This window comes from Pseudomonas sp. GV071 (genome assembly GCF_003050835.1).
GTDB lineage: Bacteria > Pseudomonadota > Gammaproteobacteria > Pseudomonadales > Pseudomonadaceae > Aquipseudomonas.
On record NZ_QAOJ01000013.1, the window covers coordinates 94758 to 114480 of the forward strand.

The window sequence follows — 19723 nt, forward strand, 5'->3', positions numbered from 1 at the left end:
ACCTGCGGTTTGGGCATCATGACACAAGCCGTGGGGCAAAACCCATGGGGCAAGCGCCTATCTATGGTTGGCTCTGTACGAGTCAGGCTACCGGCAATTAGGACAATGGTCAGCGGTGGTTGTTCTCAATCTGGTGAAGTAGGACAATTGGCGGCTTCCCGATTCTGTCAGCGACCCTGCATGACCTTTCTTGCCCTCGGTATCAACCATAAGACCGCCTCGGTGGATGTCCGCGAACGTGTGGCGTTCACCCCGGAGCAGTTGGTTGATGCATTGCAGCAGTTATGTCTGCGCACCGCCAGCCGCGAGGCGGCGATTCTCTCGACCTGCAACCGCAGCGAGTTGTATATCGAGCAGGACAGCCTGACTGCCGATGGTGTGCTGGCCTGGCTGGCTGACTACCACAAGCTGAGCCTCGACGAACTGCGCGCTTGTGCCTATGTGCACCAGGACGATTCCGCCGTGCGCCATATGATGCGTGTGGCCTCCGGGCTCGACTCGATGGTGCTCGGCGAGCCGCAGATTCTCGGCCAGATGAAGTCTGCCTACGCTGTGGCGCGTGAAGCCGGCACCGTCGGTCCGCTGTTGGGGCGGCTGTTTCAGGCCACCTTCAGCACCGCCAAGCAAGTGCGCACCGACACCGCCATTGGCGAGAACCCGGTTTCGGTGGCCTTTGCCGCTGTCAGCCTGGCCAAACAGATTTTCTCCAACCTGAATAACAGCACTGCGTTGCTGATCGGTGCTGGCGAAACTATCACCCTGGTAGCTCGGCACCTGTATGAGCAAGGCGTAAAACGCATTGTCGTCGCCAACCGCACCCTGGAGCGCGCCAGCCAGTTGGCTGAACAGTTCGGCGCTCACGCCGTGCTGCTCTCGGAAATTCCCCAGGAGCTGATCCATAGCGACATCGTTATCAGTTCCACCGCCAGCCAGTTGCCGATTCTGGGTAAAGGCGCGGTGGAAAGTGCGCTGAAACAACGCAAGCACAAGCCGATCTTTATGGTCGATATCGCCGTGCCACGGGACATCGAGCCGGAAGTGGGCGAGCTGGATGACGTCTACCTCTATACCGTCGATGACCTCCACGATGTCATCGCCGAGAACCTGAAAAGCCGTCAGGGTGCCGCTCAGGCTGCCGAAGAACTGGTGGCCATCGGCACCAGCGACTTTATGTCGCGCCTGCGCGAGCTGGCCGCTGTCGATGTGCTCAAGGCGTACCGTCAGCAAGCCGAGCGCCTGCGAGACGATGAGCTGGCCAAGGCGCAGCGTCTGCTCGCCAATGGCGCTTCAGCGGAAGAGGCGCTGGCGCAACTGGCCCGCGGCCTGACTAATAAATTGCTGCACGCCCCGAGCGTGCAACTGAAAAAACTCTCGGCTGACGGGCGCATCGATGCGCTGACCGTGGCTCAGGAACTCTTTGCGCTCGACGAGAGCACCACGGATAAAACCCCGCAATGAAAGCGTCACTGCTGAACAAACTGGACATGATCCACGACCGCTATGAAGAGCTGACGGCGCTGCTGGGCGACGCCGAAGTGATCAGCGATCAGAGCAAGTTCCGCGCGTATTCCAAGGAGTACGCTGAGGTCGAGCCGGTAGTGCAACTGCTGCTGGAGTTCCGCAAGGTCAACGCCGACATGCAGGGCGCCCAGGCGCTGCTCAAAGACAGCGACCCGGACATGCGTGAAATGGCCGAGCAGGAAGTGGCCGACAGCAAGGAATTGCTGGTCGATCTGGAAGCGCGCCTGCAACGCATGCTGCTGCCCAAAGACCCCAATGACGGTCGCAACGTGTTCCTCGAGGTGCGCGCCGGCACCGGTGGCGACGAGGCGGCGATTTTCTCCGGCGACCTGTTCCGCATGTACTCGCGCTATGCCGAGAAACGCGGGTGGCGGGTGGAAATTCTGTCCGAGAACATCGGCGAGCACGGCGGCTATAAAGAAGTGATTGCCCGTGTTGAAGGCGACAACGTTTACGCCAAACTCAAGTTCGAATCCGGCGCGCACCGCGTACAGCGGGTGCCGGAAACCGAGTCGCAAGGGCGCATCCATACCTCGGCCTGCACCGTCGCCGTGCTGCCCGAGCCCGATGAGCAGCAGGCCATCGAGATCAACCCGGCGGACTTGCGTGTAGATACCTATCGCTCCTCCGGCGCCGGTGGTCAGCACGTCAACAAGACTGACTCGGCGATCCGTATTACCCACATTCCGTCCGGTATTGTCGTCGAGTGCCAGGAAGAGCGTTCGCAGCACAAGAACCGCGCCAAGGCTATGGCCTGGCTGTCGGCCAAGCTCAACGATCAGCAGGAAGCTGCGGCGCACAAAGAAATCTCCGACACCCGCCGTTTGCTGGTGGGCTCCGGTGACCGTTCCGAGCGCATCCGCACCTACAACTTTCCCCAGGGCCGGGTCACCGATCACCGCATCAACCTGACCCTCTATAACCTGGACGATGTGCTGGCCGGTGGCGTCGACGCGGTGATCGAGCCGTTGCTCAGCGAGTACCAGGCCGACCAACTGGCGGCGTTGGGGGACTGACCCTTGAGCGGCCACAGCGGCGCGTCCAGCATCCAGAATCTGCTCGCCAGCGTTGCGCTGCCAGGTTCGGACACTGCACAGCTGGATGCCGAATTGCTGCTCGCCGCCGTGCTGGGCAAGCCTCGCAGTTACCTGCGTACCTGGCCGGAGCGAGAGCTCAACGCTGAGCAGTTAAGGCAGTTCGAGAGCGCCATTCAGCGCCGCCAGCAAGGCGAACCAGTGGCTTATATCCTTGGCCAGCAAGGCTTCTGGAGCCTGGATCTGGAAGTGGCGCCGCACACCCTGATCCCGCGCCCCGACACCGAACTGCTGGTGGAAACTGCGCTCGAGCTGTTGCCGCACAACCCCGTCGCCGCCCTCGACCTGGGCACCGGTACCGGTGCTATTGCGCTGGCGCTGGCCACCGAGCGGCCGGGCTGGACCGTCACCGGCGTGGACCGGGTGCCGGAAGCTGTCGCCCTCGCCGAGCGCAACCGCAGCCGCCTGAACCTGCGCAATACGCGCTTCAGCGAAAGCCATTGGTTCAGCGCGGTGGCCGGGCAGCGGTTCAAATTGATCGTCAGCAACCCGCCCTACATTCGTGCCGATGACAAGCACCTGGGGGAGGGCGATGTGCGCTTCGAGCCGGCCAGTGCACTGGTTGCCGGTATCGATGGGCTGGACGATATCCGCCTGATTATTCAGCTGGCCCCCGTGCACCTTGTGGCGGGTGGTTGGCTATTGTTGGAACACGGTTTTGACCAGGCTGCCGCCGTCCGTGAGCTGCTGGCAGCACAAGGCTTTTTAGCCATTGATAGTCGTCGCGATTTAGGCGGCCATGAACGAATCAGCCTGGGACGGTACGGTAATGAATGACTCACTGAGCGACGAAGAGCTGCTTCGCTACAGCCGGCAGATTCTTCTCAGTCAAATCGATATCGACGGCCAACTGCGCCTGAAAAACAGCCGCGCGCTGATCGTCGGGCTTGGCGGACTTGGCTCGCCGGTGGCGCTGTATCTCGCGGCGGCCGGGGTGGGTGAATTGCACCTGGCCGACTTCGACACCGTCGACCTGACCAACCTGCAACGGCAGATCGCCCATGACACTGCCAGCATCGGGCAGAGCAAGGTCGACTCCATGAGCGCGCGGCTGCTGGCGATCAACCCGCACCTGACGCTGCACGCGCACCGCACGGCCCTGGATGTCGACAGCATGGCGGCGGCGGTCGAAGCCGTGGATCTGGTGCTGGACTGCTCCGACAATTTCGGTACCCGCGAGGCGGTGAACGCGGCGTGTGTGCTGGCGGGAAAACCGTTGGTGAGCGGGGCGGCGATTCGCCTGGAAGGGCAGCTGTCGGTGTTCGATCCGCGCCAGCCCGGCAGCCCCTGCTATCACTGCCTGTACGGGCACGGCAGCGAAGCCGAACTGACCTGTAGCGAAGCCGGCGTGGTCGGTCCACTGGTGGGCCTGGTCGGTTCGTTGCAGGCGCTGGAAGCGTTGAAACTGTTGGCTGGGTTCGGTGAGCCGCTGGTGGGGCGTCTGTTGCTGATTGATGCCCTCGGTTCGCGCTTTCGTGAGTTGCGGGTAAAGCGCGATCCAGCTTGCGCCGTGTGCGGGCCCGTATGAATAAATCGGCGCCCATCGGTGTCTTCGACTCCGGCGTCGGTGGCCTCTCGGTGCTGGGGGAAATCCAGCGCCTGCTGCCCAACGAAACGTTGTTGTATGTCGCCGACAGCGGCCATGTGCCCTATGGCGAAAAAACGCCGGAGTTCATCCGCCAGCGCAGCACGGTGATTACCGATTTTCTCCTTGAACAAGGCGCCAAGGCGCTGGTGGTCGCCTGCAACACGGCCACCGCCGCCGGCATAAACGAGTTGCGCGCGGCCTACCCGCAACTGCCGATCATCGGCATGGAGCCTGCCGTAAAACCGGCAGCTGCCGCGACCCGCACGGGGGTGGTCGGCGTGCTGGCCACCACGGGTACGCTGCAGAGCGCCAAGTTCGCCGCCTTGCTCGACCGTTTTGCCAGTGATGTGCGGGTGATTACCCGCCCATGCCCGGGCCTGGTGGAATTGATCGAAGCGGGTGAGCTGCACGCGCCAACTACCCGCGAGTTGCTGCGCAGTTACGTCGAGCCGTTGTTGGCTGAAGGGTGTGACACCCTGATTCTCGGCTGCACCCATTACCCTTTTATCAAGCCGCTGTTGCTGGAATTGGTGCCACCCTCGGTGACTCTGATCGACACCGGCATGGCGGTGGCTCGGCAGCTGCAACGGCTGTTGGGCGAGCGCGACCTGTTGGCCGAAACCCCTGGGCACGAGACCCGACTGTGGTCCAGTGGAAATAGTTCGAACCTAATTCAGGTACTGCCGCTCCTACTTGGCAGAGAGGCCAGCGTCGCTGCGCTGCTGCGTTAGTGGCGCGGGGGTTCAGGGCCGTCAGGCTTTGAGAAAAGGCGGCGGTTCTTTCAGATGCGTTATGCCCAGCTGAGTCTTTTCTTTATAGCGAAGATTTCTATACTCGAGTCCGTACGCAGATATCTGTTATCAGCCTGATACAAAAGGATGTTGCGATGAAGTTGATTTCCTTGGTTGCGACTGCAGCCCTGTCCCTTGGTATGTCCCTCTCCGCCAGCGCCGCCGACGTCACCTTTGCCATTGGTCAAACCGGTGAGTCGACCATGGTCTACCGCCTTGGCACCCAGTTCGATTTCGGTACCCGCTGGTGGGAAAGCGATGTCGGGCACCTGACCGGCTATTGGGACGCGGGTTACACCTATTGGCAGGGCGATAAGACGTCCAGCAATCACAGCCTGTCCTTCGCTCCGGTATTCGTCTACGAGTTCGCGGGGGAGAACGTCCGCCCTTATGTGGAGGCCGGGGTTGGCGTGGCGCTGTTTGCCGACACCGAGCTGGAAGACAACGACCTGGGCTCCTCCTTCCAATTCGAAGACCGCCTGGGCGTGGGCCTGCGCTTTGCCGGCCAGGAAGTCGGTCTGCGTGCCATTCACTACTCCAACGCTGGCATCAGCCAGCCTAACGATGGCGTAGAGGCCTATACCGTTCATTACCGCGTGGCCTTCTGAGGCCGTCGCTGTGAACGCAAAAAGCCCGGCTTGAGCCGGGCTTTTTTGTGTCGCCGAGAAAGGTGTTCGGTCAGTTCTGCGCCACCTTCTGCTCATGTTCTTTGAGCAGGTCTTTGGCATGGGCCACTTCCAGTGCCTCCATGGCATTGATGGGCTTGATCGCCGCCGCCTCTTTCAGGTGCTGGATCACTTTGGCTTCTTCGTCATCGCCATACACATAGCCCAGGGCGTTGGCATATTCGTAGTGGCCGATGGGCAGGTTGTTGGACTGCTTGAAGGAGCGAGCGAAGTAGCCTTCCATTTTGTCGGCGCTGACCCCGTAGGTCATGCTGCCCACCAGTTTGCCGACCTTACGAATCACGCCGGCCTCATAGCCACCGTACAGCGCCAGGGCGAACGGCTGCTGCGGTTGTTTGGCCAGCAGGGCATCCAGCTCCTTGGGGATCTGGTTGGTGTAGCCGCGCTTGAGTACCACCGGCACCGACAGCTCTTCACCCAGGCGTGCCTTGGCATAGACGCGGCCGAATTGCGCCACGGTATCGGCCTGGACCAGCTCGCCGGCCTTGTCGGTGTAGTCGATCACTTCTTCCAGCAGGCGGTGTTTTTCATCCTGATTGGGCACCAGGAACATGGCGTACACCACTTGGGCGAACATTGCCGGAATCTGCCCGCCAACGCCGAGGGCCAGGCCTTCTTTCTTGGCTTGGGCAAAATCGCCTTTGAACATCAGGCGCCAGACGTTCTGCAGCTTTTGCGCATAGATTTCGGCTTCTTCCGGTTTGCCGGTAAAGCCGGTGTCACCGGCGACCGTCATTTCCAATGCTTTGGGATAGGTGGTGGCCATCTTGATCACCCATTCCGCATCGGGGTACGGGTAGTTGTCGCCGAACCCGCGGGTCAGCTGGGGCCAGGCCTGACGCAGCTTGTCGCCCGAGTAGTCATAGGCGGCCTGGTCGTAGGGGAAGGGTTTCCATTGTTCGTCCGCGACAGCCACCAGGCTGCACAGCGTAAGCACGGCAAAAATTAAAGGGCGCATGACAAGTACCTGTTTTTGTTAGAGGTTCACACGCCGATCATAGGTCGCAGGGCAGGGCGACCAACCCCCATCCTAGGAATGGCTGTCCTTTTGCTGAAACTGGCGTCGGTACTGGTTGGGCGACAGTTCTGTGTGCTGACGGAACAATCGGGCGAAGAAGCTGGCATCGTCGTAGCCCACTTCGTAGCTGATGGTCTTGATGCTTTTGCGCGTGGCGCTGAGCAGGCCTTTGGCTGTTTCGATCCGTAACCGTTGCAGGTAGTGCAGCGGTTTATCGCCAGTGGCCGTTTGAAAACGCCGCATAAAGTTGCGAATGCTCATGCCGTGTTGGCGGGCAACGTCTTCAAAGCGGAATTTCTCCGCGAAGTTTTCTTCGAGCCATTGTTGAATCTGCAGGATGGTCACGTCCTGGTGCAGCTTCTGCCCGCCAAAGCCGATGCGCCCCGGCGTGTAGTTGCGCTGCACCTCATAAAGGATGTCGCGGGCCACGGCCTGTGCCACGCTGGCGCCGCAGAAGCGTTCGATCAGGTACAGGTACAAGTCGCATGCCGAGGTGGTGCCGCCGGCGCTGTAGAGGTTGTCGGCGTCCGCCAGGTGCTTCTCCTGATTCAGTAATACCTTGGGGAAGCGTTCGCTGAACTCGCGGAAAAAGCGCCAATAGGTGGTGGCTTCCTTGCCATCCAGCAAGCCGGCCTGGGCGATGAAGAACACTCCCATGGCTTCACCGCAGATCACGCTGCCGGCGGCGTGCTGCTTGCGCAGCCAAGTAAGTATCTGCGGATACCGCTGGCACATGACATCGAAGTCGCCCCAGTAGGCGGGCAGGATGATGATGTCGGCCGGCTCCAGGCCACCGCTCACGGGCAGCACCACGTCGCTGAAGCTGCGTGGTGGCAGGCCGTCGGGGCTGACCAGGTGGATGTCGAAGGCGGGTGTCAGGCCCAGGCCCAGTTGCCGGCCATAACGCAGGCTGGCCATGTGGAAGAAATCCTTGGCTTGCATGAGGGTGGAGGCGAACACACCTTCGATGGCCAGAATGGCGACGCGCTTGAGTGCGCTGGGCTGAGCAGTCGGCATGGGTACTTGTTCTTATTAGGGGATAGTGGTCAGTGACTGGCTGGATCGTCTTATTTTTTGTCGCATGTGTCCAGTGTGTCGAAACGTTTGACTGTCCTACAGTCGGGGCCTTGCCAATCCCGGCGTTAGACGTATCCAGTGGGTAAAACAATGATTCCAAGAACCCTGTTCAGCTCCGATCACGAGCTGTTTCGTGACAGCGTGCGCAAGTTCCTCGAGCAGGAAGCAGTGCCTTACCACCACCAGTGGGAAAAGGACGGGCACATCGATCGGGCGCTGTGGAACAAGGCGGGCGAGGCCGGCATGCTCTGTTCGCACTTGCCGGAGGAATATGGCGGCATGGCGGCCGACTTTCTGTACAGCACGGTGGTGATCGAAGAGATCAGCCGCTTGGGCTTGAGCGGCATCGGCTTCTCGCTGCACTCGGACATCGTCGCGCCGTACATCCTGCATTACGGCTCCGAGGAGCTGAAACACAAGTACCTGCCCAAGCTGGTTTCGGGCGAGATGGTCAGCGCCATCGCCATGACCGAGCCGGGCGCTGGCTCCGACCTGCAGGGCGTGAAGACCACTGCGGTGCTGGATGGCGATGAATATGTGATCAACGGCTCCAAGACCTTTATCACCAACGGCTTCCTCGCCGACTTGGTGATTGTGGTCGCCAAGACCGATCCGAAAGCGGGCGCCAAGGGCACCAGCTTGTTCCTGGTGGAAGCGGGTACACCGGGCTTTGCCAAGGGCAAGCGTCTGGAGAAAGTCGGCATGAAGGCGCAGGACACCTCCGAGCTGTTCTTCCAGGATGTGCGCGTTCCCAAGGAAAACCTGCTGGGTCAGGCGGGCATGGGCTTCGCCTATCTGATGCAGGAGCTTCCGCAAGAGCGCCTGACCGTTGCCCTTGGCGCGCTAGCCAACGCCGAAGCGGCGCTGCAGTGGACCCTGGATTACACCCGCGAGCGCAAAGCCTTTGGCAAAGCCATCAGCGAATTCCAGAACACCCGTTTCAAGCTGGCGGAAATTGCCACTGAAGTGCAGGTCGGTCGGGTGTTTGTCGATCGCTGCCTGGAGCAGCATCTGCAAGGCAAATTGGATGTGCCGACCGCCGCCATGTGCAAATACTGGACGACCGACCTCCAGTGCAAAGTGCTCGATGAGTGCGTGCAGTTGCACGGTGGCTACGGCTACATGTGGGAGTACCCGGTGGCGCGCGCTTGGGCCGATGCGCGGGTGCAGCGGATTTATGCCGGTACCAACGAGATCATGAAAGAGATCATTTCGCGGGCGCTGTGAGAGCGTTGCTGAGATAAAAAAGCCCGGCTCATTGGCCGGGCTTTTTGGTTTTCAGCGACTGTTACGGCGCCGGGTTTGGCTGAGTTTTATGAATGGCGTCAATCTGTTCAAGCAACTCGACGCTCAGCTTCAGCTCTGCACTGGCGAGGTTGCTTTGCAGTTGTTCGTTGCTGGTGGCGCCGATAATGTTGCTGGTGACAAAGGGGCGGGCGGTGACAAACGCCAGCGCCATTTGCGCCGGGTCCAGACCGTTCTCACGGGCCAGTGCGACATACCGCGAGCAGGCCGCTTCGGCTTGTGGGTTGGTGTAACGAGTAAAGCGGCTGAACAGGCTGATGCGTGCATTGGCTGGGCGAGCGCCGCCTTCGTATTTGCCCGAGAGCATGCCGAAGGCCATCGGCGAATAGGCCAGCAGGCCGCATTGCTCGCGCATCGCCACTTCCGCCAGACCCACTTCGAAGGTGCGGTTGAGCAGGTTGTAGGGGTTCTGGATCGACGCGGGGCGGGGCAGGCCTAGTTGTTCGGACAGCTGCAGAAACTTCATGGTGCCCCACGGTGTTTCGTTGGACAGACCGATGTGACGGATCTTGCCGGCCTTCACTTGCTCGTCCAGCGCTTCGAGGATTTCGCTGATCGGGGTGAAGTCCTGCTCTTTATGCTGGTAGCCGAGCTGGCCGAAAAAATTGGTGCTGCGTTCCGGCCAATGCAGCTGATAAAGGTCAATGTAGTCGGTTTGCAGGCGTTTCAGGCTGGCGTCCACGGCAGCGACGATATGCGCACGGTTGTGCTTCAGTTGGCCGTCGCGGATATAGTCGATACCGTTGCCGGGGCCGGCGATCTTGCTGGCGAGAATCCAGTCGCTGCGATTGCCGCGCGCCTTGAAGTAATTGCCGATGATCTGTTCGGTACGGCTGTAGGTCTCGGCGCGCGGCGGCACCGGGTACATTTCGGCGGTGTCGATAAAATTGACCCCGGCGGCACGGGCCATATCGATTTGCTCGAAGGCCTGTTCCTGCGTGTTTTGCTCGCCCCAGGTCATGGTGCCCAGGCAGATTGCGCTGACGTCGAGATCGGTGCGGCCGAGCTTACGAAACTGCATGAATTTCTCCTCGTGCAAAAGTGCCATCAAATCAGGTTGATATTTTTCCTGCAATCGGCATAATTCCGCAGCTGTTTTCAGCAGGGGATGCCAAGCCTGCTTGAACTCGCCGTACGGACGTGATGACCCGAGCCCCCGATAGCGTCCGTCTCTGGCTGCCTTTGCTTGTCAAAGCGCGCACTATTCAGTAAGATCCGCCGTCTTATTTTCAGGGCGGCCCCTGAGGCTATTAAAGAATGAAAACTTTTACTGCTAAACCGGAAACTGTTCAGCGCGACTGGTTCGTCGTCGACGCTGCAGGTCAGACTCTGGGTCGTCTGGCCACAGAAATCGCTAGCCGTCTGCGTGGCAAGCACAAAGCTGAGTACACTCCTCACGTTGACACCGGTGACTACATCGTCGTCATCAACGCTGAGCAAGTACGTGTAACCGGCGCTAAGACCACCGACAAAATGTACTACTCTCACTCCGGCTTCCCGGGTGGCATCAAGTCGATCAACTTCGAAAAGCTGATCGCCAAGGCGCCTGAGCGTGTGATCGAGACCGCGGTTAAAGGCATGCTGCCGAAGAACCCGCTGGGTCGCGACATGTACCGTAAGCTGAAAGTGTACAAGGGTGCTGTTCACCCACACACTGCTCAGCAGCCCCAAGAACTGAAGATTTAACGGAATAGTTCATTATGTCGGCGACTCAAAATTACGGCACTGGCCGTCGCAAGACTGCAACCGCTCGCGTTTTCCTGCGTGCAGGTACTGGCAAGATCTCCATCAACAACCGCACCCTGGAAAACTTCTTCGGTCGCGAAACTGCCCGCATGGTAGTTCGCCAGCCGCTGGAGCTGACTGAGACTGTCGAGAAGTTCGACATCTACGTCACCGTTCTGGGTGGTGGTGTCAGCGGTCAAGCTGGCGCAATCCGTCACGGCATCACTCGTGCTCTGATGGACTATGATGAAGCTCTGCGTCCTGCTCTGCGCAAAGCTGGTTACGTCACTCGTGACGCTCGTGAAGTTGAACGTAAGAAAGTCGGTCTGCGTAAAGCGCGTAAGCGTCCGCAGTACTCGAAGCGTTAATTCGCACTTCGTTCAAAAGCGCCCAGTCTCCCAAAGGAGCTGGGCGTTTTTTATGGGCGAAAGTTTTACTTGCGACAACTTGCCGCACGCGCAAATGCCGCGTCCGGCAAGGCTTTCAGCCATTTTGTATCCAGTAATTGCCTTGTCAGAAATGGGGCTTTTCTTTACCATTTGGCAAATTTTTTGCGCGGCTTGAATTTTACTTAGTAGATGCCTGAATAACAGGCCACAAAGCTGATGGGAGACGACTGAATGAGCAATGACGGCGTGAATGCAGGCCGGCGTCGCTTCCTTGTAGCAGCCACTTCGGTGGTTGGTGCTGCAGGAGCGGTGGGTGCTGCGGTCCCGTTCGTGGGGTCATGGTTCCCGAGTGCCAAGGCCAAGGCCGCTGGTGCTGCGGTGAAGGTGAATGTCAGCAAGGTCGAGCCAGGTCAGCAGATGATTGCTGAATGGCGCGGTCAGCCGGTGTTCATCGTTCGCCGTACAGAAGAAATTCTGGGCAACCTGACCAAGATCCACGATCGGATGTCTGACCCGGAGTCGAAAGCTTCCGTACAGCCCACCTACGTCGATCCGACGGTGCGCTCGATCAAGCCAGAAATCCTGGTGTTGGTCGGTATTTGCACCCACTTGGGTTGCTCGCCATCCTTCCGTCCCGAAGTGGCTCCGGCCGACCTCGGCGCTGAATGGGTCGGTGGCTATTTCTGCCCTTGCCACGGTTCGCGTTACGACCTCGCCGGTCGTGTGTATAAATCGCAACCAGCTCCGTTGAATCTGCCAGTGCCGCCTCACTCTTACGAGTCCGAGTCCGTCATTGTCATCGGTGTGGACCAGGAGAAAGCCTGATGAGCAAATTCATGGAGTGGGTAGATGCGCGCTTTCCCGCCACTAAAATGTGGGAAGACCATCTCAGCAAGTATTACGCACCGAAGAACTTCAACTTCTTCTACTTCTTTGGCTCCCTGGCCCTGCTGGTTCTGGTTAACCAGATTCTGACCGGTGTCTGGCTGACCATGAGCTACACCCCGTCCGCCGAAGAGGCTTTCGCCTCTGTTGAATACATCATGCGTGATGTGGAATACGGCTGGATCATTCGTCTGATGCACTCCACCGGCGCTTCGGCGTTCTTCATTGTGGTCTATCTGCACATGTTCCGTGGCTTGCTCTACGGTTCGTACCAGAAGCCGCGTGAGCTGGTGTGGGTCTTCGGCATGCTGATCTACCTGGCCCTGATGGCTGAAGCCTTCATGGGTTACCTGCTGCCGTGGGGCCAGATGTCCTACTGGGGCGCCCAGGTGATCATCTCGCTGTTCGGTGCCATTCCGGTGATCGGCGACGACCTGACCCAGTGGATTCGTGGTGACTATCTGATCTCCGGTATCACCCTGAACCGCTTCTTCGCACTGCACGTTATCGCACTGCCAATCGTGATCCTGGGCCTGGTGGTTCTGCACATCCTGGCACTGCACGAAGTGGGTTCGAACAACCCGCAAGGCGTGGATATCAAGAAGTTCAAAGACGAAAACGGCGTTCCGTTGGACGGCATTGCTTTCCACCCGTACTACACCGTTAAAGATATCGTCGGTGTGGTGGTGTTCCTCTTCATCTTCTGCTCGATCATCTTCTTCTTCCCGGAAATGGGTGGTTATTTCCTCGAGAAGCCGAACTTCGAAGTAGCGAACTCGTTCAAGACCCCAGAGCACATTGCCCCGGTCTGGTACTTCACCCCGTTCTACGCAATTCTCCGCGCTGTTCCGGATAAGTTGCTCGGCGTAATCGCCATGGGTGCTGCTATTGCCGTGCTGTTCGTGCTGCCGTGGCTTGACCGTAGCCCGGTCAAATCCATGCTCTACAAGGGCTGGATGAGCAAAATCTGGCTGGTGGCCTTCTGCGTGTCCTTCATCATCCTCGGCGTGCTGGGCGTTCTGCCGCCTACCGACGAGCGCACGCTGCTGGCGCGTATCTGCACCACGCTGTACTTCGCATACTTCATCCTCATGCCGTTCTACACCAAGCTTGAGAAGACCAAACCGGTTCCGGAAAGGGTGACTGGCTGATGAAAAAGCTATTTGCTGCACTAGTTTTCGCTGTTCTGCCGGCCATCGCGTTCGCCAACAGTGGTCATGGTCCTGAGTTGGAGTCGGTCGATATCGACCTCACCGACAAAGCTGCCATGCAAGACGGCGCACGTACCTTCGCCAACTACTGCATGGGCTGCCACAGCGCCAAGTTCCAGCGTTACGAGCGCGTTGCCGATGACCTCGGTATCCCGCACGAGCTGATGCTGAGCAACCTGGTTTTCACCGGCGCCAAGATTGGCGATCTGATGAAAAACAGCATGTCGCCTGTTGACGCCAAGAAGTGGTTCGGTGCGGCTCCGCCCGATCTGACCCTGGTTGCCCGTGTACGTGGCAACGACTGGCTGTACAGCTACCTGCACGCCTTTTATGAAGACCCGACACGCCCATGGGGTGTGAACAACAAGGTCTTCCCGAACGTGGGCATGCCTAACGTTCTGGTCGGTCTGCAAGGTCGTCAGGTTGTAGGTTGCAAGCAAGTACAAGTGGTTGAAGAGGGCAAGAAGCAGTACGACCCGCTCACCGGTACTCCGCTGACCCACGAAGCCTGTGATCAGCTCACCATCGTGCCGAAAACCGGCAAGCTGAATGAGGCCGAGTTCGACGAGAAGGTCAAAAACCTGGTGACCTTCCTGGCTTACTCCGCCAACCCAGTGAAACTGAAAAGCGAGCGCATCGGCACCTACGTGTTGCTGTACTTGGCCTTCTTCTTCGTGTTCGCGTATCTGCTGAAACGTGAATACTGGAAGGATGTGCACTAAGTAACTGGTATTCTCCGCTGTCGACTTGCGCGCCCTATTGGGCGCGCACGTTTTTGTGCTTCAGATAACTTTAACAAGCGAGGAGGATCGCCATGGGCGTGACCAACCGGTTGGCCTGCTACTCCGACCCCGCCGATCACTATTCCCATCGCGTACGTATCGTGCTCGCCGAGAAAGGTGTAAGCGCGGAAATCATCAACGTGGAACCCGGGCGCACGCCGCCCAAACTGGTTGAGGTCAATCCTTACGCCAGCTTGCCGACGTTGGTGGACCGTGACCTGGCGTTGTATGAATCGACCGTGGTGATGGAATATCTTGACGAGCGCTATCCCCATCCACCGTTATTGCCGGTTTACCCGGTAGCACGTGCCAATAGCCGTCTGCTGATGCATCGCATCCAGCGCGACTGGTGTGGTCTGGTGGACCTGATTCTTGATACGCGCAGCAAAGAGCCGGCGCGTGTTCAAGCGCGCAAGGAGTTGCGTGAGAGCCTGACCGGCGTGTCGCCATTGTTCGCCGACAAGGCTTATTTCCTCAGTGACGAGTTGAGTTTGGTAGATTGTTGCCTGTTGCCGATCTTGTGGCGCTTGCCGATTCTTGGCATTGAGCTGCCCAAGCCGGCCAAACCGTTGCTCGATTACATGGAGCGCCAGTTTGCCCGCGAGGCCTTCCAGGTCAGCTTGTCGGGTGTTGAGCGCGATATGCGCTGAAGCTGAAGGAGCTTTCGATGAACTCCAGTCGTCCGTATCTGATCCGCGCCTTATACGAGTGGATCGTTGACAACGATTGCACGCCCCACCTGCTGGTGAATGCGGAATACCCGAACGTGCAAGTACCACAGGGCTTTGCAAATGACGGCCAGATCGTCCTCAACGTGTCGCCCAGTGCAGTGCGTCACCTGCACATGGATAACGACGCAGTGAGCTTCGAGGGACGTTTTGGTGGGGTTGCTCACACACTGTTCATCCCGGCGTCGGCCGTTTTGGCGATTTACGCACGGGAAAATGGCCAGGGCATGGTCTTCGACTTGGAGTCGCCAGTGGCAGACGAAGAGCCGGAAGACGATCCGGATGGTGATGGTCCGTCCGGTGGCGAGCCGCCGCGGCCAAGTGGTCGGCCCAGCCTGAAAGTGGTCAAGTAAGACGTTGTTTGCGGCAATAAAAAAGGCGATCTCTGGATCGCCTTTTTTATTGCCTGTCGTTCAGGTCAGTCCACGTATTCGAACAGTTTGACGATCTTCTGCACGCCCGACACACCCTGCACCAGGTTGGAGGCCAGTTGCGCCTGCTGGCGGCTGACGACGCCGAGCATGTAGACGATGCCGTTCTCGGTGATCACTTTGATGTTCGAGCTGGATACGCTGTTGTCAGCCAGCATCTCGGTTTTGATCTTGGTGGTCAGCAGCGCATCGTTGCTGCGCGCCAGGGCCGAGGAGGGGGCGATCACTTGCAGTTCGTTGTACACCTTGCGCACACCCTGAACCGACCGCGCCGCCTGTTCGGCGGAGGCTTTCAGTTCGGCGCGCGGGGTTTGCCCGGCGAGCAGAACGATACCGTTGTAGCTGGTGACAACGATGTGCGAGCCGTTGGCCAGGTCGGGGCTGGCCTGGTTGATTTTCTGCTCGACATTCGAGGGGATGAATTGGTCATCGATCTTGTTGCCGAACGAACGGCTGCCGCACCCGGAAAGCACCAGGGTGACGGCAAGAGCGGCAAGGATTAATGGCGAACGGGTCATTCTTCACTCCCAAACAGTTGGCTATCAATCAGGTCGCAGAGGCAGTGGATGGCCAGCAAGTGGACTTCCTGAATGCGTGCGGTAACTTTCGAAGGAACACGGATTTCGACGTCTTCGGGCAGCAGCAGCGAGGCCATGCCGCCGCCGTCGCGACCAGTGAGGGCGACTACCACCATTTCGCGGTCGTGGGCGGCCTGGATGGCCTGGATGACGTTGGCGGAGTTGCCGCTGGTGGAGATCGCCAGCAGCACGTCGCCCGGTTGGCCGAGGGCGCGAATCTGCTTGGAGAACACCTCGTTGTAGCTGTAGTCGTTGGCGATCGAGGTAATGGTCGAGCTGTCGGTGGTCAGGGCGATAGCCGGCAGGCTTGGGCGTTCGCGCTCGAAGCGGTTGAGCAGCTCTGATGAGAAGTGCTGCGCGTCGCCGGCTGACCCGCCGTTGCCACAGGTGAGAATCTTGCCTTCATTGAGCAGGGCCTGAACCATGGCCAGACTGCCGTGCTCGATGTAGGGAATAAGCACTTCCATGGCTTGCTGTTTGGTTTCGATACTGGCTTGAAACAGCTGGCGGATACGGGATTGCATGTCCATCGGAGATGACCTTCAGTGTGGCTGCTGATCAGGTGGCCCAGGGTGATTCTGGTGCCTGCCTGTTACAGGTAAAAATCGCTCGGCGCCGCAGCGTGCTGGGCTGTGCCGAGACCGGGTTCGGTCTTGCACTGGGTTGCTGCCGCACAGCGTACTGCCGGCAATCGATTGTGGTTAATCAGGCTTCAAAGGCGTTGCGAATCCAGTTCAGTCGGCCCGCTTGTTCGGTTCCGGTATTGATGGCTACGACATCGAAACGGCACGGATGTTTGGCCCAGCGTGACTCCTGTTGCAGAAAGCTGGTGGCGGCTAGGATCAGCTTTTGCTGCTTGCGGCCATCAACACTTTCTACGGCGCCGCCCCAGGCAGAATGCCGGCGGGCGCGAACTTCGACGAATACTACTGTATCGCCGTCCAGCATGACCAGATCGAGCTCGCCGCGCTTGCAGCTCCAGTTCTTCGTAATCAGCTTCAGACCATGGCGGCGCAGGTGCTCGAAGGCCTCTGCTTCACCGTCATGGCCGAGGTGTTGGGTGCTGGCGGCGGTCAATCAGTGGCTGCTGTCGGGCAGGCGCTGCACGGCGCCGTCGCGGAACTCGGCCCATGGCAGCTGGCGCTCGACGCGCTGGCTGGCGGTCAGGCTGAGGCTGCCGGACAGGCCGTCGACGCGGCTTTCTGGCAGGGCTTTGAGTTCGGTCAGACGCGGCGCCAGGCGGTAGGCATCCACACCCATCGCATACAGGCGGCCGAGACTGCCAGCGGCTTGCGGCCACTGGCCGGCAACTTGCTGGCGAAGCGGGTCGTTGGCATCCAGCAGCCATGGCGTTTCGCAGAAGCGAATGCCATCCAGGTCCTGGTATTGAGCTGGATTGCTGCCGCCGGTGAACAGGTGCGAGGTGGCATACACCGGCACGTCGCCGGCGTACTGGAAGGCCAGGGTCGGTTTGATCTGTTGCGCTTGTTGGGGGGTGGCTGCGAGGAAGATGAAGTCGATGTCCTGACGGCGCGCTGGTTGTGCGGCGAGCTGAGTGCCGAGCACGCTTTGCAGGCGTTTGGCACGGGCTTCGCTCTGGCGCAGTTGGAACAGGTCGGCAATTTGCTGAGCCAGCTCTACCGGCTGATCAACATGCTCGGCGGCGATCAGGCTGCCGCCTTTGGCTTGCCAGCTTTGGCGGAAGGCGTCCAGCACGCGGTCGCCCCATTCGCCGCGCGGTACCAGTGCCACGGCGCGGCGCATGCCGTCATCCCAGGCGCGGCGCGACACTTCGCGGGCTTCGTCCTCAGCGGCCAGGCCGAATTGAAACAGTTGGGGTGGGCCTTCGCGGCCGGCGTCGCTGTAGTTCAGGGCCAGGGTGGTGATCGGCAGTTGCTCACGATCACTCAGCTGTTTGACCAGGTTTTTTTCCAGCGGACCGACCACCAGTTGAATACCAGCGGCCTGGGCCTGGCGGTAGAAGTCATCCATCGAGGCCAGGCGCGAGCTGTCGAACACTTCGATGCTCGGCGGGTTCTGTCCTGCCTGCTGCGCCTGGAAGTGCGCAGCCATAAAGCCGTCACGCAGGGCGCGAGCGACGGAAGCCAGTTGGCCGTCCTGTGGCAGCAGCAGTGCGATTTTAGTCAGTGGTTGGCTGGCCAGTTCTTTGAGTTTGGTCAGTGGCGCCGGCAGTTGTTCGGCGGCTGGGTGCTGCGGGTTCTGTTGGCGCCAGGCGTCGATGGCGGCTTGCTGCTGTTGCAGGGTGCCGGCGCTCTTCACCGCGCTGGCCAGTTGCAGCCAGCCGGCCAGGTCAGCGTCACCGCCACCTTGCAGTTGCTCTGCCGGCAGCGACGAGACCAGGGCCCAGATGCTTTCGTGGTTGCTGGCGGCGGCTTCGCCACTCAGCAGCGGCGCGATAAACACGCGCTCACGTGCGGCAGCGAGGGTCTGCCCGTCGGCTTCCAGCGCTTGGGCGCGTACCAGTTGGGTGCGCACTTGCTGATCGACTGGCAGCTCGGCCAGGCGCTGCATGCCTGGTTGGTCGAGGGCCTGCAGGGCGCTTTTCGGTTTGTTGCGGGCCAGGGCCAGTTCGGCGCTCAGGGTACCGGCGAAGACTTGTTGGGCTGGCTTGAGAGTGGCGACAGGCACCTGCTCAAGAATTTGCGCGGCGCGCCCCAGGTCCTTCTGTTGATACGCCTGATCGGCTGCCGCCAGACGCAGCGAGGCGGCTTGTTCCGGCTTAGCCTCGGCGGCTTGTTGCAGCAACTGTTCGATGCTGGCTTGTGGGGTGCGTGGCAATTCGCCAAGGGTGGAGGACGGCGAGCTTGAGCAAGCGGCCAAGAGAGCGGCGAGGCTGATAGCGAGGAGCGGGCGCAGGCCGGCGGTCAGGCGGATGATCATGTAGACGTTCCTGGTACTTGATCGAAGAGGGCGGATTGTACCCAAGGGGCAGCGCAGGCGCGATGTTGATGGCGTGAATCGGGCTACAATGCGCGCTTTCTGTGATTCATGAGGTGTGCGTTGTGACCACTCAGGGTGTTTTGAATTCCGCCGCCGGTACCCTTTATGTGGTGGCCACACCCATTGGTAATCTCGACGATATCAGCGCCCGTGCCCTCAAGGTGCTGCGCGATGTAGCGCTGATTGCTGCCGAAGATACCCGCCACTCCATGCGTCTGATGCAGCACTTCGGCATTCCCACGCCGCTGGCAGCCTGTCACGAACACAACGAGCGTGACGAAGGCAGCCGCTTTCTCTCGCGCTTGCAGGCTGGGGATGACGTGGCGCTGATTTCTGACGCGGGTACGCCGCTGATTTCCGATCCGGGCTACCACCTGGTGCGCCAGGTCCGAGCTGCCGGTATCAAGGTGGTCCCAGTGCCGGGCCCTTGTGCCTTGATAGCGGCGTTGTCGGCGGCCGGGTTGCCCTCGGACCGGTTTATCTTCGAAGGGTTTTTGCCGGCCAAGGCCGTAGGGCGTCGCGCACGGCTGGAAGCCGTAAAAGAGGAGCCGCGCACCCTGATCTTCTATGAGGCACCACACCGCATTCTCGAATGCCTGGAAGACATGGAACTGGTGTTCGGTGGCGAGCGCGTGGCGTTGCTGGCCCGTGAGTTGACCAAAACCTTCGAGACCCTCAACGGCCTGCCGTTATCCGAACTGCGTGCCTGGGTGGCCAGCGACAGCAATCAGCAGCGCGGCGAATGCGTGGTGTTGGTCGCCGGTTGGCAGGCGCCGGAAGGTGACGAAGCGGTGAGCGCCGAAACCCTGCGCGTGCTCGACCTGCTATTAAAGGAAATGCCGCTCAAACGTGCGGCGGCTGTGGCAGCGGAGATCACTGGGGTACGCAAGAATCTGCTCTATCAGGTGGCCCTGGAGCGGCAATGAAGGATTTTGGCTTGTTCTATGGGGAGG

22 protein-coding genes are annotated in these 19723 nt (G+C 59.9%); 15 read left to right on the top strand and 7 right to left on the bottom strand.

The features are described 5' to 3' along the window. Positions 1–180 precede the first annotated feature (180 nt). The 6 genes from hemA (at position 181) to C8K61_RS22245 (ending at position 5602) form a co-directional block, all read left to right on the top strand. Positions 181–1458, top strand: a complete 1278-nt coding sequence (hemA, locus tag C8K61_RS22220; protein WP_108098485.1) for a glutamyl-tRNA reductase — start codon at positions 181–183, stop codon at positions 1456–1458. Further along, positions 1455–2537, top strand: a complete 1083-nt coding sequence (gene prfA, locus C8K61_RS22225) for a peptide chain release factor 1 (protein ID WP_108098486.1) — start codon at positions 1455–1457, stop codon at positions 2535–2537. Before hemA ends, prfA begins: the two co-directional genes overlap by 4 nt. Before the next feature lie 3 nt (positions 2538–2540). Further along, positions 2541–3392: a peptide chain release factor N(5)-glutamine methyltransferase gene (gene prmC / locus C8K61_RS22230; protein WP_108098487.1), complete on the top strand. Its 852-nt coding sequence runs from the start codon at positions 2541–2543 to the stop codon at positions 3390–3392. Continuing rightward, the gene (locus C8K61_RS22235; RefSeq protein WP_108098488.1) at positions 3385–4143 is read left to right on the top strand and encodes a molybdopterin-synthase adenylyltransferase MoeB; all 759 of its coding nucleotides are present in this window, start codon (positions 3385–3387) and stop codon (positions 4141–4143) included. Before prmC ends, C8K61_RS22235 begins: the two co-directional genes overlap by 8 nt. Further along, positions 4140–4934 carry a glutamate racemase gene (gene murI / locus C8K61_RS22240; protein ID WP_108098489.1) on the top strand — a complete coding sequence of 265 codons (795 nt, stop codon included), beginning with the start codon at positions 4140–4142 and terminating at the stop codon, positions 4932–4934. Before C8K61_RS22235 ends, murI begins: the two co-directional genes overlap by 4 nt. A gap of 155 nt (positions 4935–5089) precedes the next feature. Further along, complete coding sequence (locus C8K61_RS22245) at positions 5090–5602, top strand: acyloxyacyl hydrolase (RefSeq protein ID WP_108098490.1); 513 nt, start codon at positions 5090–5092, stop codon at positions 5600–5602. Positions 5603–5672: 70 nt separating this feature from the next. Here the strand turns inward: C8K61_RS22245 and C8K61_RS22250 are convergent, their stop codons facing one another. Together C8K61_RS22250 and C8K61_RS22255 are read right to left on the bottom strand one after the other, a co-directional pair. Continuing rightward, a complete protein-coding gene (locus C8K61_RS22250; RefSeq protein WP_108098491.1) occupies positions 5673–6638 on the bottom strand; it encodes a hypothetical protein in 966 nt (321 codons plus the stop codon). A 72-nt stretch (positions 6639–6710) separates the two neighbouring features. Beyond that, on the bottom strand, positions 6711–7616 hold the full coding sequence (locus tag C8K61_RS22255; RefSeq protein WP_178086494.1) for a GlxA family transcriptional regulator: 906 nt from the start codon (positions 7614–7616) through the stop codon (positions 6711–6713). A gap of 249 nt (positions 7617–7865) precedes the next feature. Here C8K61_RS22255 and C8K61_RS22260 point away from each other — a divergent pair, with 249 nt between their 5' ends. Then, the gene (locus C8K61_RS22260) at positions 7866–9002 is read left to right on the top strand and encodes an acyl-CoA dehydrogenase family protein (protein ID WP_108098493.1); all 1137 of its coding nucleotides are present in this window, start codon (positions 7866–7868) and stop codon (positions 9000–9002) included. A gap of 61 nt (positions 9003–9063) precedes the next feature. Here the strand turns inward: C8K61_RS22260 and C8K61_RS22265 are convergent, their stop codons facing one another. Then, the gene (locus tag C8K61_RS22265; protein ID WP_108098494.1) at positions 9064–10101 is read right to left on the bottom strand and encodes an NADP(H)-dependent aldo-keto reductase; all 1038 of its coding nucleotides are present in this window, start codon (positions 10099–10101) and stop codon (positions 9064–9066) included. A gap of 236 nt (positions 10102–10337) precedes the next feature. On the opposite strand from C8K61_RS22265, the gene rplM reads away from it, so the two are divergent. The 7 genes from rplM to C8K61_RS22300 all read left to right on the top strand — a co-directional run bounded on the left by rplM (position 10338) and on the right by C8K61_RS22300 (position 15153). Beyond that, positions 10338–10766, top strand: a complete 429-nt coding sequence (gene rplM / locus C8K61_RS22270) for a 50S ribosomal protein L13 (protein ID WP_108098495.1) — start codon at positions 10338–10340, stop codon at positions 10764–10766. Between the two features lie 14 nt (positions 10767–10780). Beyond that, the gene (gene rpsI / locus C8K61_RS22275) at positions 10781–11173 is read left to right on the top strand and encodes a 30S ribosomal protein S9 (RefSeq protein ID WP_108098496.1); all 393 of its coding nucleotides are present in this window, start codon (positions 10781–10783) and stop codon (positions 11171–11173) included. Between the two features lie 252 nt (positions 11174–11425). After that, the gene (petA, locus tag C8K61_RS22280; RefSeq protein ID WP_108098497.1) at positions 11426–12019 is read left to right on the top strand and encodes a ubiquinol-cytochrome c reductase iron-sulfur subunit; all 594 of its coding nucleotides are present in this window, start codon (positions 11426–11428) and stop codon (positions 12017–12019) included. Continuing rightward, entirely contained in the window at positions 12019–13230 is a 1212-nt protein-coding gene (locus C8K61_RS22285; protein WP_108098498.1) for a cytochrome bc complex cytochrome b subunit, read from the top strand. Before petA ends, C8K61_RS22285 begins: the two co-directional genes overlap by 1 nt. Further along, entirely contained in the window at positions 13230–14012 is a 783-nt protein-coding gene (locus C8K61_RS22290; RefSeq protein ID WP_108098499.1) for a cytochrome c1, read from the top strand. Before C8K61_RS22285 ends, C8K61_RS22290 begins: the two co-directional genes overlap by 1 nt. A 92-nt stretch (positions 14013–14104) precedes the next feature. Next, positions 14105–14722, top strand: coding sequence for a glutathione S-transferase N-terminal domain-containing protein (locus tag C8K61_RS22295; protein ID WP_108098500.1), 618 nt, complete (start codon positions 14105–14107; stop codon positions 14720–14722). 17 nt (positions 14723–14739) lie between these two features. Beyond that, positions 14740–15153, top strand: a complete 414-nt coding sequence (locus C8K61_RS22300; RefSeq protein ID WP_108098501.1) for a ClpXP protease specificity-enhancing factor — start codon at positions 14740–14742, stop codon at positions 15151–15153. Positions 15154–15218: 65 nt separating this feature from the next. Here the strand turns inward: C8K61_RS22300 and C8K61_RS22305 are convergent, their stop codons facing one another. The 4 genes from C8K61_RS22305 to C8K61_RS22320 all read right to left on the bottom strand — a co-directional run bounded on the left by C8K61_RS22305 (position 15219) and on the right by C8K61_RS22320 (position 18698). Beyond that, the gene (locus C8K61_RS22305; RefSeq protein ID WP_108098502.1) at positions 15219–15749 is read right to left on the bottom strand and encodes a BON domain-containing protein; all 531 of its coding nucleotides are present in this window, start codon (positions 15747–15749) and stop codon (positions 15219–15221) included. Beyond that, the gene (locus tag C8K61_RS22310) at positions 15746–16339 is read right to left on the bottom strand and encodes a phosphoheptose isomerase (RefSeq protein ID WP_108098503.1); all 594 of its coding nucleotides are present in this window, start codon (positions 16337–16339) and stop codon (positions 15746–15748) included. Before C8K61_RS22310 ends, C8K61_RS22305 begins: the two co-directional genes overlap by 4 nt. Positions 16340–16514: 175 nt before the next feature. Continuing rightward, positions 16515–16886, bottom strand: coding sequence for a YraN family protein (locus tag C8K61_RS22315; RefSeq protein ID WP_108098504.1), 372 nt, complete (start codon positions 16884–16886; stop codon positions 16515–16517). Next, positions 16887–18698, bottom strand: coding sequence for a penicillin-binding protein activator (locus tag C8K61_RS22320; RefSeq protein ID WP_108098552.1), 1812 nt, complete (start codon positions 18696–18698; stop codon positions 16887–16889). Between the two features lie 152 nt (positions 18699–18850). Here C8K61_RS22320 and rsmI point away from each other — a divergent pair, with 152 nt between their 5' ends. Next, the gene (gene rsmI / locus C8K61_RS22325) at positions 18851–19696 is read left to right on the top strand and encodes a 16S rRNA (cytidine(1402)-2'-O)-methyltransferase (RefSeq protein ID WP_178086495.1); all 846 of its coding nucleotides are present in this window, start codon (positions 18851–18853) and stop codon (positions 19694–19696) included. Positions 19697–19723: the final 27 nt, after the last annotated feature.

Coding starts and splice junctions, on each gene's coding strand:
- hemA (WP_108098485.1), top strand. CDS start 181: ATGACCTTTCTTGCCCTCGGTATCAACCATAAGACCGCCTCGGTGGAT.
- C8K61_RS22245 (WP_108098490.1), top strand. CDS start 5,090: ATGAAGTTGATTTCCTTGGTTGCGACTGCAGCCCTGTCCCTTGGTATG.
- C8K61_RS22300 (WP_108098501.1), top strand. CDS start 14,740: ATGAACTCCAGTCGTCCGTATCTGATCCGCGCCTTATACGAGTGGATC.
- petA (WP_108098497.1), top strand. CDS start 11,426: ATGAGCAATGACGGCGTGAATGCAGGCCGGCGTCGCTTCCTTGTAGCA.
- C8K61_RS22295 (WP_108098500.1), top strand. CDS start 14,105: ATGGGCGTGACCAACCGGTTGGCCTGCTACTCCGACCCCGCCGATCAC.
- C8K61_RS22290 (WP_108098499.1), top strand. CDS start 13,230: ATGAAAAAGCTATTTGCTGCACTAGTTTTCGCTGTTCTGCCGGCCATC.
- C8K61_RS22235 (WP_108098488.1), top strand. CDS start 3,385: ATGAATGACTCACTGAGCGACGAAGAGCTGCTTCGCTACAGCCGGCAG.
- prfA (WP_108098486.1), top strand. CDS start 1,455: ATGAAAGCGTCACTGCTGAACAAACTGGACATGATCCACGACCGCTAT.
- rplM (WP_108098495.1), top strand. CDS start 10,338: ATGAAAACTTTTACTGCTAAACCGGAAACTGTTCAGCGCGACTGGTTC.
- C8K61_RS22250 (WP_108098491.1), bottom strand. CDS start 6,638: ATGCGCCCTTTAATTTTTGCCGTGCTTACGCTGTGCAGCCTGGTGGCT.
- C8K61_RS22260 (WP_108098493.1), top strand. CDS start 7,866: ATGATTCCAAGAACCCTGTTCAGCTCCGATCACGAGCTGTTTCGTGAC.
- rpsI (WP_108098496.1), top strand. CDS start 10,781: ATGTCGGCGACTCAAAATTACGGCACTGGCCGTCGCAAGACTGCAACC.
- murI (WP_108098489.1), top strand. CDS start 4,140: ATGAATAAATCGGCGCCCATCGGTGTCTTCGACTCCGGCGTCGGTGGC.
- C8K61_RS22285 (WP_108098498.1), top strand. CDS start 12,019: ATGAGCAAATTCATGGAGTGGGTAGATGCGCGCTTTCCCGCCACTAAA.
- C8K61_RS22255 (WP_178086494.1), bottom strand. CDS start 7,616: ATGGCCAGCCTGCGTTATGGCCGGCAACTGGGCCTGGGCCTGACACCC.
- C8K61_RS22305 (WP_108098502.1), bottom strand. CDS start 15,749: ATGACCCGTTCGCCATTAATCCTTGCCGCTCTTGCCGTCACCCTGGTG.
- C8K61_RS22265 (WP_108098494.1), bottom strand. CDS start 10,101: ATGCAGTTTCGTAAGCTCGGCCGCACCGATCTCGACGTCAGCGCAATC.
- C8K61_RS22310 (WP_108098503.1), bottom strand. CDS start 16,339: ATGGACATGCAATCCCGTATCCGCCAGCTGTTTCAAGCCAGTATCGAA.